The sequence below is a fragment of the Acinetobacter sp. A47 genome, assembly GCF_000805455.1.
In the GTDB taxonomy this organism is placed as follows: domain Bacteria; phylum Pseudomonadota; class Gammaproteobacteria; order Pseudomonadales; family Moraxellaceae; genus Acinetobacter.
In genome coordinates this window covers 59476-74273 of sequence record NZ_JSUS01000065.1, presented here as the reverse complement: position 1 = coordinate 74273, position 14798 = coordinate 59476, and the positions used below count along the sequence as shown (strand labels likewise).

The following is a 14798-nucleotide window of genomic DNA, read 5'->3' as shown; positions in this document are numbered from 1 at the left end:
TGTCCGTTAGGATAGAAGATCTGAGTCATTCCACCTGTCTGTACTGTCTTAGAACCATCGGGCGCTGTAATGGTTACATTACGTGCCGAGATCGCAATAGCTTCCAATGCTTGTGTGGTCAAATGGTCTGCCCGTAAGGTTCTGGCAGTGATTCTATCGCCATGCATTTGACCAGTGGTAATTTTGTTTGCGCTTAGGTTTCCAATGATCGCATCACTGATTACAGTACGCCCATCAACTACCGCAAACACCTTACGACCGTCTTTTGGTGAACCCACGTAGAATTGATCTGCAGACACACCAAATGCGGATTGAACCACACCATTTACCAGTTCAGAAGTTAAGGCATAACCGCACAGAACGCCGTTATTGTCGATAGAAACTGCCTTCACACCTTTAATGCCATCAATGGATTGTGATTGCTCCTTAATCTGGACTTTCATGGTTTCCGCATCGGAAGTCCACGGACCCCATGTTGCTGCGGCTCCCGAGCCACTTGATTGTCGGAATCGGGCATTTGCTTCGCCTGCAGTAGTCCAACGTTGGATGATTGCCCCTCCTGATACATCAGACCACGGGACAAGCGTTTCAACTGAACCATACATGGCAGTTCCAGCAGGGTTGCCGATAGCAGTTCTTGTTTTGAACTCAGTTACGACACTTCGAGGGTAGTTAGTCCAGTACCATTGAGGGGGTTGGTTCGTATTGCGAGTATCCGGAACAGTTAATCGATCAAGTTTGATGTTGTCGAACTGTTTCTGATAGTCAGCTTTAACCTTGCTCTCGAGAGTGGTAGACGCACTAGCAATAGCAGAGTTCATCTCAGCATGAGTGGTATAACCCTGTAATACTGACGCAGATGTATTGTCGAGAATGTCTTCCAACTTAACAGGACACATATTATTTACTTGGGTTTCCAATAGCGGAGTTAGTACAAATCCGCCACTTGAATTACCGTTACCCACAAATACATCAACCACGTTCCAACCAACACGGAAACTCAAAGAGCAGTCCGTGTATGAACCATAACCTACCTTATGGTACTGGCGTTGGTTGCCTACATAAATCGTCACAGTGTCATCAACGCGAATATTGGTGAACTTAACTGTCTTAGCTGCAGCTACATACACCCATGTTCTAAACAGTGCAAAGGTTTGAGGTTCGCTAAACCAAGTACCATTATTGGCATCGGTTGCCGATGGCACTTCACCCTTACGAACAATCTCACCTGTATTGATGTCCTGAAAGTTGAATTGACGGCTCGCGGTATCCCCAGCCTTCAATTTACATAAGATGAATGTCCAAAGATTCTTTTTGGTTTCATCTCGACTTTGCGGCATACGACCGTTCGGAGACTGAGGATGAAACGATGACTGCAGTTGTAGGAGCTTATCAGCCATGGCCTTAGAATCAGTCGCAGACGTATTAGCCATCTCTGTGAGCTTGGCAAAGGTATCTGCAACCATAGGTGTCATATCCTGATAGTCAGTCAGGTCATAGCACTCAATCTGGGCCAGAGGGAAAGTCATAGTTTCCTCGCCTTTTAATGGCCCGTTTAAGTAAACATGACCACCGGTACTGAATGTGCCAGTAGCCCCACAACGTACAAGTCGGTAGTAAGTCTCGTATTTACCTGTACCAGCATTCAAACCAACAAACTTATCAGAAGCTCCCGTACCTTGTGCATTTGAAGCGTTATGAACGGTATAACCAACAGGAATCTTCATTAAATACTTAATGAGAAACACAGCATTAGCACGTGAGGCAATGGTCTGGAAGAAGCCACCGAGTCCCGGTGTCGATCCTGCAGACACGGTAATGTTCATCTGGTGAGTGGATGTTGTTGGATTGTCCACTGTCCAACGCGCAATTCGAGCCACCTTATTACGGCCAGTACGTTTATTGTCGTAAACATTTACACCGTTCACACCATTCCGAAAGGTTGGATCTCCCCAAACCAATTTCCCATGTGTACCAGCACGGGCAATTAGATCAGTATCAGAGAGTTTAGAAGTTACATCCTTAACACCCTGATTGGCTGCATTTGCCCCTTGCTGTGCGGTGTCTGCAGCCTTCTTAGCGGCATCAGCACTTGACTGTGCACCCTTAGCAGCATTCTGGGCTGAATCTGCTGACTTCTGAGCATTGGCAGCGTTGTTTTGCGCCGTATTAGCTGTGTTTTGGGCTGCAGTAATGTTTCTATTGGCACTGGTCATTGATGACTGTAAGTTAGTCATTTGACTTGACTGTGCTTTAAGCTGGCCGTCAACTTCTTCAATCTTAGTATTTAAGATATTCGTTGCCTCTGCAGCCGGTGCAGAACTCCCTAAACCTGCAGGGATGCCATTAATAAGCTGCAACATGTAGTCGATCTGTTTACCACCAAGCGTTGCAGATTGTGCCTTACCTACGATCTCAGTGCCTTGTCCTTCGGACATGCCCTTTCGACCAATTAAGATATATGCATCACGGGGTTTAAGTAGGTCTAAGGTCGCCTTGCTTGCACCTAATGAGATTAGTGCAGGCTTAGCCGTGGCAAAATGTGCTACAAAAGAGTCATAGCCCATGACGGCAACGTATGTACCATCAGGGATAGCATTGATTGTGTTAATCAAGTTTGTCGCATTAACTGCACTTGCATGGGTATCAAAAACACGGCGAATATCCCCTAATGCATTACCTTTAAAGGTACACAGAGTTAAACCACGGGTAGCTTGTAGTTGTACTTTACCTGCGAGATCCTTGATACCGCCAAAACCAGATTGACCACCACCAATAGAGCTGACAGTGTAATTGGTCACTTCACCAAGTACGGATTTGAGCTGTGTCAGATCAGTGGAAGTCGATGTAAGCTTATCGTCTACAACCTTAACAGTCGTATCTGTGTAGCGTTTGGCATACGCATTCGCTTCTTCACCGGCTTTCTTAAGTTTGGCATCAAAAGTGGTAGCCTGTGTTGATACCACACGATCAGTTTCAGCTTTTGTGTAGTGGTTCTTAAGTTGGTTAGCCGTATTGGTATTCACCTTTGCTTCAAGCGATGTAGATGCACTAGCGATCGCTGAGTTAGTCTGTGCTTTGGTGAAGTAATTATTCGTTAGGTTCGCGTTGACCTTATTCACTTCTGAAATTGCACCAGCAAAACCGGCTTCAATATCACCTGCAGACGGCGACCATTCAGAAGCCTTACGGCCCATCTCAATTTTGACATTCTTGACGTGTACGATACGGCCAGTGTTATAAGTTCCAAAGAACTCCAACATACTAGGCCCTACAGGGTGTGACGTTCTGCGCGGGGTTACGGTAACGGATCTACGTTCCCACTCTGTTGTCACATTCTCAATTTGTACTGAATATGTCCACATAGTAGATTGGTTTGACGAGTAAACTCGTACAGGCCCCGCCACAGCTACTTTAATGTCAAAACTGATCGTAACCTCACCTTTGGCATAGATCTCACTGAGAGCTGCGCTACGTGAGTATGCAAGGTACTCATTGCCACCTTTACGCTCTAAAATACCACCAGTGAATAAGTTCACACCACCGCTTACGATTTCCGAGTCATAAGACTGAATGCCCGATGCAATTGCTTCGTCAGCTTCGGCTTTGGTGTACACATCTTTCCGGATGTTCGCTTCAACTGCAGTGATGTCACGTTTAACAGTGGCACCAAACTTAGAGATTTCCCCTGCTACAGCCTTGTCTGTGTCAGCTTTGGTGTAGTAGTTATTCGTGAGTTTGGCATCCATGTCTTTAACGACATTTGCAGCTTTATTGTCAGTGTACTTAAGGCCATCCGCTGCCTTGTCATCCGCATACTTCTTGTACTGACTGGTGAGCGTAGTAGTGGCATTTGAGATAGCCCCATTCATGTCAGATTTAGTGGCGTAGTTAACCAATACTGAGGATTTAACCAAAGTAGAATCTACATCGGTCTCGTTGAGTACTGAATCCACTCGGAAGCCTTGTACTTCCCATGAACCAGCCTTACCCGTATGGCCAACAGCGAAACCAAGTCGGATTAGAGGGTTAGCCTCTGCGGTAGAACGCAAGTTCACAACACGTGATACTTCCACCCAATCTGCATTCGCAGGGATTTCAGTCAACGGTACGGCTAAATGAGTGTAGTCGCGTGCAAACTTGCCGTTCTTATCAGAGCGTAAGATTGTGATGTGACATGCACCCGTTGAGTTGGTACTACGGCGAACCAAGAAGCTTACTCGATATGCACGGTTGTTCTGAAGGATTGCCTTGTTGTACTGCCAACACATATCAGGATTATTACTGTCCTTCCGGAACAATGTATTCCCAACCTTACCGGTTGTGGTCGTATAGAAATACTGGCCCATGTTATAGCCGTAATGACTCTCCCAATCTTTCGGGTTAGCCAAGAGGTAATCGCGTGCCAGTGAGTCGCTATCGGTCGCTGATCGAATGGTCTCAATAGTCTCTTTGAACGTAGATTCAATCTTGGTCGTCTGGTTTGCTTCTGACTTTTCAAGGTCTGATTTCGTAGCAAAAGTGGTGAGCGCCTTTGCATGGCTTTCGACCGTACGGGTGACTTGAAGTACCTTCGCTTCTGTGTCTGTCAGTTTCTTATTCGTATCGTCAATACGCTTTCCATTTTCATCAATGCGTTTGCCTTGTGCATCGATCAAATTTCCATGCGCGTCAATACGTTTACCTGCAGCATTAATCAGGTTGCCCTGTTCATCAATTCGCTTACCCTGACTATTGATTAAGTTACCGTTAGCATCTAACCGCTTTTCAGCATCACCTAACTTCTTGTCAGTCTGGCCAAGCTTAATTTCGGTTTGACCCAGCTTTTTACTGGTCTCACCCAACTGCTGCTCAGTAGTGATGACATGCTTCTGTACATCCTTAACTTGGGATTCAAGCTGTGTGGTACGTTCAGAACTTGCCTCGCCCTCACGTGTGACTGTCTTGAACATCTCAATGGCTTGAGCATTCGCATCATTAGAAGCGGCCAACGAGTCAGCATCTTCAACAATGATATGACTGAACTGTGTGATACCGGTATTGCTCGTGTAGTTCGCAATACACATAGGAGAGTAGTACTCTGCCAAAGCCGGGAAGGTTCTCGGATTATCAATCGTACCTCTACCGGTTGCGGCACCTGCAGATTTACCTTTAAGGTAAAAAACATGCTCCATCATCTCACCAAGTGGCGATCTATGGTTAGATACTAAATAGTTTGAAGATCCCATACCTGTTGCAAGCACGTTCGTAGAAGTCACGTAACGGCTCTGGTCGGCGTTCTTGTGGGTTACACCCACGTACACGCCACCATCACCCTCTATACGGCGATAACGTACACGTAAGCGGTAAAGTTTCTCAGGGTCAATCTTTTCAAACTCTGCCCAATGTGCCCACTGATCATCCTGACCTTTAATGTTGCGGCCCATTTGTAGCATGATGCCATTCATAGCAGCATCATCTTTAACAAACGAGACTCGGTTTGCTGCCCGTAGGAATACCCAATCTTTTAAACCATTATCAGAAGGGATTGCACGAATACCCACGCGAGATAAGGTCTGGGACTGGACGTTACGAACATGTTGAGCCAGTGATTCATTAGCTGATACTGCAGTATTCGCCGTATCCTGAGCTGTAGCAGTCGCTTCGATGTTCTTCTTTAGGTCAGCATCTAACCCTTTGAATGAACTGTTTAAACCATCAATACGACGAGCTTCATTCGTGATCTTGCCATCTAAGTTCTTGGTTTGCGTACTTACCTCAGTGAGTACCTCAGACTTTGATTTGGCAATGTCAGATTTAAACTGCGACTCTAACTTTTGAGCAGTAGAAGTGATGTTGCCATTGGCATCTGAGATTGATTTAGACATTGTGGTAAATTTACCGTCTACCTCAACAAACTTGCCATCAACAGCCTTATTACGGTCGTTGTAGCTTGCCTGGAACTTCTCAAGACGTTCTACAGTAGCTTTATTCTGATCCGATAATGCATTGGTCTCCTTGAGAATTTCAGCCTTTGTAGACTGGATTAACTCACCTGTTGCCTTGTCTTTCTGGCTTACCTCAGTCTTAAATGTATTAAGCTGGTTTAGGGTTGCCTTATTCGCATCAGATGTAGCTTTGATTTGCTGCGCTACAGTGGCCTTATTTCCATTGTATTCAAGCTGCAGAGCATCCAACTTTTTTAGAGTTGCTGCATCATTCTGAGCATTAAGCTCTACAGACTTGGTAATTGCCGCAACAGCTTTGTTGTTTGAAACTTTATAAGCTTCAAGGGCTTTCAGAGTTTTTGAACCATCAGATTCAATTTGCTCGAAACGTTTGGTGTAACCATCGTTCAGCTCTTTTACAGTCTTGTCGATGTACTGCTGGAGTTCTGCAGCTTTCTTGTCGAGAGCCTCATTACGTTCAGTAATCTCTTTAGAGATCTGGTTAGCCCACTTTGCTGACTCTGCAGCAATGTCTTTCGCACGCTGTTCAGCCTCAGCAATCAACTGATCACCACGAGTCTCAGCCTCGGAAGCGATAGCATCTACACGTTCTTTAGATTCCTGAGAAATCTGGTTATGTAGATTACGCATTTCTTCAATACGGATGTTTGACTCTTTGAGAATGTCATCAATACGTGATTTACGTTCTTCAAGAATCTGCTCCGCGAAGTCATCCAGACGACCAGCTAATGCGTCATCCAGAAACTCTGATCCGACCTTCCCAAGTAATTCATCAAGGATTCGGTCAATATCAGAGTTCTCTAATGCATCTTCTGAGTTCTTCTTGGCTTCATCCAGTGCATCTTCAACCTCAGCAATTTTGTCCTTGATTAAGTCCTCTGCTTGTTTGAAGAACTGGGCAATTTCAAGTCGCCAATCCTGAGATGCAGCCAACATTGACCAATCAAATTGGTACTCATCGGTATCGAGTGTGAACTCTGTACTGTCCCAAGTGGTCGTATCAAGAATGCCATCGTGAGTAGTGACAAGTTCCTCTACATCCTGGTAATCCTTACCAAGCTGATCTTGAAACTCTTTTGTCATCTCAAAGATGCGGGCTTCGCCCGCTATGCGGTCTCGATCTACAGTATCGACACGGACATTCACATCCTGAATTTCCCGTGCATGTTCTGCATGGTGTCGTTCGATTTCGCCTACTAAATACGCCTTATCTTCGATTTGGGTACGTGTTTGGTCAGAAATTCGCTCACCCAATGCAGTATCACGGTTGATACTTTGGATTGAATCATTTGTAATAGCCCTGCTATTAAGCTCTGCCGATTGCCGGTTTGCTTCAATAGCTACATCCTGAGCTTCGACCTTTTGCTTTAGGTCGCTTACTTGCTTACTTACTTGAGTAAGTAAACTATCATGCTCTGAGGAGTATAAACCTTCCATGGTTAATGCCTTCCTTAGCGTTGGTAAAGCCGTATTGTATAGGTTTGCAAGGGATTAGGGAATTTTAGAATGGACGCGTTGCGTCCTCAAACGGTGTAAAAGGATTTAAAATGAGCCATCAAAAAGCCTCTTATGTTGATCACATGGGTTCCGACCTGTCTGTGGTAAATGCAGCACGTGTATCCTTTGACAAGGATGCGTCAGAGTTTACATTGGAACAGAATACGAATCTGATCTACTTTCTGGCACGTGGTATGTCGTCAAAAGACCATAAAGAACTCGTAGCGGAAATTGCTGCAGGCACAGGCTTTCACGAAGGCGAAGCATTAGAGTTACTTCGTAAGATTCAGGACCAAGATACTCATTGGACACCTTTCGCACACACCGCAATTACATTGCGTTGCGCTGCACCGGTGCCAATTCGTACACAGGCATTCAAGTCAAAACAAGGATTTGTTGAGAACGAAGAATCTCGCCGTTACATCTCAAGCCGTCCTGAACTATTCATCCCCGACACTTTCCGAGCTAAACCAATCGGCTCAATTAAACAAGGTTCGGGAGATGCACACCCAGACTCAGACGCATGGAAGCGTGAATATGTGAAGCAATGTCAGGAAGCCATTGACCTCTATATGGAAATGATCGATAACGGCGTTTGTCCTGAACAAGCTCGCTTTGTATTACCTCAAGGTGTCCTCGTTAATTGGATTTGGACAGGGAATTTATACGGTTTTGCTAATTTTGTGAAAAAGCGTTCTAATTCCCATGCTCAGAAAGAGATTCAGGATTTTGCACAGGAAGTTGACAAAATCGTGGGTTCACTCTATCCGATCAGTTGGAAAGCATTAACAGGACGTTAATATTTACTTACTTAAGTAAGTAAGTAGAACATGGAAAGTAGTATGACTAAGTACCTGTCTCGTATTGAGACCCCTACCGAATCGCAAGTGGAATACTATCCAGTTGCGACAAAAGCAGCCATTGAACAAATGGCAATCTTCTGGCCTGCCGAGGAGCTGGGCGTAGAAGAAGATGAAGCAGATTTTCGTAATGGATTAACAGAGGGTGAACGCTTTGCTGTATTGGCATTGCAACGTTACCTTTCAAAAATTGAAACTACCATCGGTGGTGACGACTTTTGGGGTGGCCGCATTGGACGCATGTACCCTCGTCCGGAAATCATTCGTGCTGCATCTGTATTCAACATGATGGAAAACAACTCACATGCACCTTTCTACCGTATTGGTAATGAGGTAATTGGAGTTGCAACCGATGAGTTCTACGAAGAATTTAAGAACATCCCGATCTTTAATGAGCACATCAAGTATGTGGTCAAGAAGTCGAAGTCTAAAGACAAACTGGAATCTACTGCAGCCCTCACCTTTCTTGAAGGTGTGACGTTGTATGAAGCATTCGCTTTCTTTAAGTCATTTGGTGTTCGTGGCCATAACAAAATTAGCCACTTCATTGCGGGCATTGATGGCTCTGCAAAGGATGAAAACTTCCACTGTATGTTCAGTGCATGGCTTGTAAATCAAACCATTCGTGAACGTCTGGAACTCAAAACCATGACAGTCGAGCAGGTAGAACGCTTTAACAGGCTGATCCGCCGTATGGCTCGTAAAGTGTACAAGCACTGCATGGGCATCATTGATTACATCTTCTCGTACAAGCCTGAAACCATTACCACAATCACTAAACACGAAATGCGTAAGTTTGTTCGTGACCGTGTGAATGCAGTACTTGGGTTCTTAGGGCAAGCGCCGATGTTCGACACCAAGCAAGGGAAAGTAACCCAATGGTTCTTCTCTCAGCTCAACGCATACAAATTCCAAGACTTCTTTGCGACTACTCAACTGCAGTACCGCCGCAACTGGAAGAAACACTTATTGAAATTTGATATGGCCGTGGCCGAGGAATACAAGGAGCATTGGAATGTTTAATGCAATTGGTGCGAATAGTCGCAAAGCGAAGATTTTAGCAGAGGCATTAAGCCAGGAACGTAAGTCTCTGCAGGCAAAAGGACTATTGCCAGATTGGTACACAACAGCAGCATGGAAGATGCTGAAAACTAAGTACCTACCCCGAGGCGAAAAAGGTCTAAAAGATCGTCATACGAAGATCTCTAAGACTTTGGCTCGCCACTTACCTGCGCCATACGTTCAAGAGTATGAGGAGCGTTTCTTCAATGAAATGTGGGACGGAATCCTTTCTCCATCATCTCCGGCATTGGCAAATACAGGCACCAAGCATGGAATGCCGGTCGCTTGTTCAGGTCAGAAGATCGGGAACTCTGTATGGAGCTTCTATACAGGTCTCCGCGAGACAGCAATGTTGTCAAAGAATGCATTCGGTACGTCTGCAGACTTCTCAGACATTCAAGCTCGTGGTGTGACATTCGCCGAGTCAGGTGAAGCCAATGGAGTTAAAGAGGTTATTGAAGACTTCTTTACATCGGCTGCAAAAATTGCACAGGGAGGGAACCGCCGTGGAAGCTTTGCTGCTTATCTCGACATTGAGCACCCTGATTTCTATGAGTGCTTGGACAGCTTACGAACTCACAGCAATGGTAAAAACTATGGTTGGACGATTCGTGACACGTTCATCAATCGCTTATTAGCAAATGATCCGGAAGCTCACAAACGCTGGACAGATGCATTGCACGTCAAGTTGCTTACAGGTAAGGGATACCTGTTCTTCCCAGACAAAGCAAACCGCCATCGTCCAGAAATGTACAAGCGTCTTGGCTTGGACATCATAGCAACAAACCTATGTACAGAAATTATGTTGCATAGCTCTGAGTTGCTTACTTACTCATGCATCTTGGCATCAATCAACCTCAAACACTGGGACGTTATTAAAGAACGTAAATCAGTGTTCACCGCAACCGTATTCCTTGACTGCTTATGCTCCGAGTTCATTGAGATCTCTAAGGGTAAACGTGGTCTGGACAAAGTGCGTACCTTTACGGAAAAAGGCCGTGCAATCGGTTTAGGTGTACTTGGTTTTGCTACATACCTACAAGAGAAACGTATTCCGTATGAATCACTTGAAGCGTATTTCCTCAATAAACAGATCTTCAAACATCTACATGACGAGTCCTTGGAAGCGTCTAAGTGGTTGGCCGAAGTCTTAGGGGAACCTGAATGGTGTAAAGGCACAGGATTGCGTAACACACACCGTACGGCGGTAGCTCCTACCAAATCAACATCTAACCTCATGGGCGGTGTTGAGGAGTCGGTATTCCCATCTCCGGCAATGGTTTATGAGGCATCTTCATCTGTAGGCGGTTTACCGCGTATCAATGCAGTGCTTTACGAATTAATGAAGGAACGTGGCGTTTACAACCAAGAAACGTTAGACGACATCGTAGCTCATGCAGGTTCAGTACAGCATGTCGATTGGTTAGATGACCATGAGAAAGCTGTATTCCGTACCGCATTTGAGATGGATCAGGAAGTCATCTATCGCTACGCAAAAGAACGTCAGAAGCACCTTTGTCAAGGTCAGTCATTGAACTTCTATTTCGCTGATCAAGGATCTGAACAGAAGATCGCAAGCTTAATGACCCGAGTGACATTAGACCCGGACATCCTAAGCCAGTATTACATTTACTCCAAGTCAGGGGTAATTGTGAACGATGAATGCTTAGCATGTGCAGCATAAACATTAACTTTTAAGTCCGGTGGGCTTTGCCCACTGGAACGAGGATTTCACAATGAAAGGATCTCAATCAAACGACTGCAACTGTTTAGGTTGCCTAGCTCGTCGCCGTAATAGTCAAAAACCAAGCTCGGTGCAAGTAGACATTGCAGGCTTTATTGCCGGTATTCCACTAACCCAACCTAAAAAGCAAAAAGTGCTCTCAGCAGCAGGCTTTTTGGTGGCTGCTAATCAACACATGAAAGATCGTGCTGTGACATACGACTCACCGGAAGGTGAACGCAGTATGGAACGTACGGTTGCTGCATTCAATGAACTTAAAGGGACTAACTTGTCTGTTCAAGACGGTTGGACTTTTATGATGCTTTTGAAAATGGTACGCGCTGATCAGGGTGAGTTTAAAGCTGACAACTTTGAAGACCTTGTAGCGTATGCGGCCTTAGCAGGTGAGCAAGCCAGTATTGATGCTGTCCGAAAGCAAAACCAACAGAACATCTAAGGAATGAACCCATGCAAGAAAAGAAGTACCTAAACAACGAACAAATCCCATTAGCGTTAGCTGTATTCCTCGCTACAGACAATTATGACCATGAAGAAGGCGTATTAAGTGCAACTTCATTGATTAAGCCTGTGCGCCAACTGGTGCTTGAACGCCGTTTAAAGGAACAGGAAGCTGAACCGTTGCTGGAAGACATTTCAGGTTTAGTCGCTTCACGCATGGGTTCAGCTATCCATGATGCCATTGAGCGTAGTTGGACGGTCTCCCCTGCCGCAGCTCTTAAAGCTCTTGGTTATCCGCAGCGAGTAATTGACCGCATCCGAGTTAATCCAGAAAAACCAGAACCTAACACAATTCCTATCTATATGGAATTGCGCTCTTACAAGCAAGTTGGGCCATTCAAGGTGTCTGGGAAATTCGACTTTGTGGGCGAAGGCATGGTGCAAGACTTCAAATCAACCGGAGTCTTTACATTCATCAATCAAACCAATGCAGATAAGTACATCCTTCAAGGCTCTATTTATCGTTGGTTAAACCCCGACATCATTACCCGTGACGTTATGTGGATTCACTACATCTTCACGGACTGGTCAAAGATTGATGCGATGCGAAACCCTAAGTATCCGCAGAGCCGTACAGTGTCTCAAAAGTTCCAGTTGCTTTCTTATGAGCAAACAGACAACTACATCAAGCGCAAGCTCAGTGAAGTTGAACGTTTAGCAGATGCACCGGACAACGAGATCCCATTGTGTAGCTCAGAGGACTTATGGCGCACCGACCCCGTTTATAAGTACTACAAAGACCCAAGCAAGATGACCAAATCTACGAAGAACTTTGACAATCTTGGTGAGGCTGCTGCCCGTCAAGCAAAGGACGGCGGTAAAGGCATCATCAAAACAGTACCAGGACAAGTGAAAGCTTGCCGTTACTGCAAGTGCTTCTCTATTTGTGGACAAAAAGATGCCCTCATCAAATCTGGTGAGTTAGTTCTTTAATTTTACTTACTTAATTACTTACTTAAATTAGGATAATCATAATGGCTTTACGCGCTGTGTCGGATATGGAGTTTCATCCGACCTCAGAAAAACTTGTAAAAGTGCTACAAACCAAAACTCAAAATACAGATCCTTTATTCTTCCGAATCTTGGTTGCGTATTATTGGGGCATGGTTGCTGCTCAAATGCGAGCAGGTGTCACAGGATTCATGGGTAAAAGTTCCATTCCCATTAATGTGTACGCCATGAATCTGGCCCCGTCAGGTGCAGGTAAAGGACACTCATCGGGTGTAATTGAAGGCGAAGTATTGAATCGCTTCTTTACAACATTCCGTGAGCACACCTTCCCTATCTTGGCCGATCAGAACCTTGTGACATTGGCAACTAAACTTGCTACACGTAATGGCACCGACCCAGATGATGAACTTGTCAAACTCCAAAAGGAATTTAATTCTCTTGGCGCGTTGATGATGTCATTCAGTGAAGCTACATCCCCAGCCATTAAGCAAATGCGTCAAAAATTGTTGATGGCCAATGCGGGTGCGTGCAACCTTCAGGTCGATGAAATTGGTGTAAACCTCCAAGCAACTCTTGAACCATTGACCACTTACCTTGAGCTTTACGACAAAGGTTTAGTAAAAGACAAACTGGTCAAGTCTACTGCAGACAATGTGCGCTTTGAGAAGATTGATGGTGCAACCCCGGCTAACCTATTACTGTTTGGCTCACCTCAGAAATTACTTGATGGTGGCAAAACCGAGCAGCTCCTCATGGAACTGTTGGAAATGGGATATGCCCGCCGTTGCCTATTTGGATTTACCCGTCAAGCTACTAAGCAAGATGGTTTAAGTCCAGATCAGTTATACGATCAACTCTTTAACACAAGCAATGAGGACTTCTTAGAAGATCTTTCTATGAAGTTTGAGCAGCTTGCAGATATGGTAAACATTGGTAAAAACATTCGTTTACCTAAACCAGTATGTTTAGTGCTCTTAGAGTACAAACTACAGTGTGAAAAGCTCTCTCGTACCTTGAGTGAAGCGGAAGCCATTCGCAAAAGTGAAATGGATCACCGTTACTTCAAAGTGCTCAAACTTGCAGGTGCGTACGCATTTATGGATATGTCTCCGGAGATCACAATGGGTCACTTGGAGAATGCTATCAAGCTTGTTGAAGCGTCAGGTAAGGCATGTGAGGAGCTATTACGTCCAGAGCGTAATTATGTGAAGGTAGCAAAACACCTGGCACACTCCCCTAATGAACTGACATTAGCAGACCTTGATACAGAATGTCCGGCATTTGCTGGCTCCCGTGCAGTTAAAGAGGAAATCCTCCTTATGGCTGCAGCATGGGGCTACAAGAACAACGTGATCATTAAGAAGATCTTTACTGACGGCGTGCAGTTCCTTCGTGGGGAATCCCTAGATGAAACCAACCTTGATGAAATGATCTTGGCTTTCAGTACAGACATGACTGAGGGTTATGAGAACGTTCGTGTTCCATTCAGCAAATTGCCACGTGTATACACTGGACCAGCGTTCCACTGGGTAAACCATCACTTAAAGGGTGGCTATCGCAAGGAGGAAAATGCTGAGGAAGGATTTAATACAATTGTCTTAGACATTGATGGCACATGTCAGCTTAAAACCGCAATGATGCTGTTGAAGGACTACAAGGCAATCTACTACACAACCAAGCGTAGTACGCCTGAAACCAACCGCTTCCGAATCATATTGCCTACTAATTATGTTTTGAAACTTGATGCTGCTGATTACAAAGAGTTCTACATGAACGTACTTGAATCACTCCCATTTGAGGGGGATGCGTCTGCAGCACATCGCTGTAAGAAATGGCTGTCTAATCCAACTGATGCAATCGTAACTGATGGCCAGTTGTTTGATGTACTGCCTTTCATTCCAAAGACCTCCAAGAATGAGGAGCGTGAGCGCAAGTTCCAAGATCAAACTTCTCTCGACAACCTTGAACGTTGGGTAATTAACAACACAGGTGACGGGAATCGTAATGTCCAACTCCATAAGTTTGCACGTGTGCTCTGTGATGCTGGCCATGACTTCAACACAATTACTACCCGCGTATCTGCCTTGAATGACAAGTTACCGGGCAAATTGAGTGAAGCCGAGCTGTCAGCAACTATCTTTAAAACTGTAGCAAATGAGCTACTTAAGAAAGATGTATAAGGGGTACGCGCTGCGTACTGGAACGGATGAAATAAATAGATTTACTTACTTAAGTAAG

The 14798-nt window shown here is 44.9% G+C and carries 7 protein-coding genes; 6 read left to right on the top strand and 1 reads right to left on the bottom strand.

What is annotated here, in order from left to right:
- Positions 1-7385 (bottom strand): interleukin-like EMT inducer domain-containing protein (locus tag OC23_RS14940; RefSeq protein WP_052209183.1); only part of this gene is annotated, 7385 nt, incomplete at its 3' end.
- Between the two features lie 110 nt (positions 7386-7495).
- Here OC23_RS14940 and thyX point away from each other — a divergent pair.
- Genes thyX through OC23_RS14905 form a run of 6 tightly spaced genes read left to right on the top strand, consistent with a single transcriptional unit; the run spans position 7496 to position 14740 of the window.
- Positions 7496-8245, top strand: coding sequence for an FAD-dependent thymidylate synthase (gene thyX / locus OC23_RS14935; protein ID WP_038345678.1), 750 nt, complete (start codon positions 7496-7498; stop codon positions 8243-8245).
- A 42-nt stretch (positions 8246-8287) separates the two neighbouring features.
- The gene (locus OC23_RS14930) at positions 8288-9328 is read left to right on the top strand and encodes a ribonucleotide-diphosphate reductase subunit beta (RefSeq protein ID WP_038345677.1); all 1041 of its coding nucleotides are present in this window, start codon (positions 8288-8290) and stop codon (positions 9326-9328) included.
- A complete protein-coding gene (locus OC23_RS14925) occupies positions 9321-11051 on the top strand; it encodes a ribonucleotide reductase N-terminal alpha domain-containing protein (RefSeq protein WP_038345676.1) in 1731 nt (576 codons plus the stop codon). Before OC23_RS14930 ends, OC23_RS14925 begins: the two co-directional genes overlap by 8 nt.
- 52 nt (positions 11052-11103) lie before the next feature.
- Entirely contained in the window at positions 11104-11547 is a 444-nt protein-coding gene (locus OC23_RS19535) for a DUF6378 domain-containing protein (protein WP_052209182.1), read from the top strand.
- Between the two features lie 11 nt (positions 11548-11558).
- Positions 11559-12542, top strand: a complete 984-nt coding sequence (locus OC23_RS14915; protein ID WP_038345675.1) for a hypothetical protein — start codon at positions 11559-11561, stop codon at positions 12540-12542.
- Positions 12543-12583: 41 nt separating this feature from the next.
- Positions 12584-14740 carry a DUF3987 domain-containing protein gene (locus tag OC23_RS14905; RefSeq protein WP_171194809.1) on the top strand — a complete coding sequence of 719 codons (2157 nt, stop codon included), beginning with the start codon at positions 12584-12586 and terminating at the stop codon, positions 14738-14740.
- The last annotated feature ends 58 nt before the right edge of the window (positions 14741-14798 follow it).

Excerpts from the sequence above, each read along its gene's own strand:
- thyX (WP_038345678.1), top strand. The coding sequence starts at position 7,496 with ATGAGCCATCAAAAAGCCTCTTATGTTGATCACATGGGTTCCGACCTG.
- OC23_RS14930 (WP_038345677.1), top strand. The coding sequence starts at position 8,288 with ATGACTAAGTACCTGTCTCGTATTGAGACCCCTACCGAATCGCAAGTG.
- OC23_RS14925 (WP_038345676.1), top strand. The coding sequence starts at position 9,321 with ATGTTTAATGCAATTGGTGCGAATAGTCGCAAAGCGAAGATTTTAGCA.
- OC23_RS19535 (WP_052209182.1), top strand. The coding sequence starts at position 11,104 with ATGAAAGGATCTCAATCAAACGACTGCAACTGTTTAGGTTGCCTAGCT.
- OC23_RS14915 (WP_038345675.1), top strand. The coding sequence starts at position 11,559 with ATGCAAGAAAAGAAGTACCTAAACAACGAACAAATCCCATTAGCGTTA.
- OC23_RS14905 (WP_171194809.1), top strand. The coding sequence starts at position 12,584 with ATGGCTTTACGCGCTGTGTCGGATATGGAGTTTCATCCGACCTCAGAA.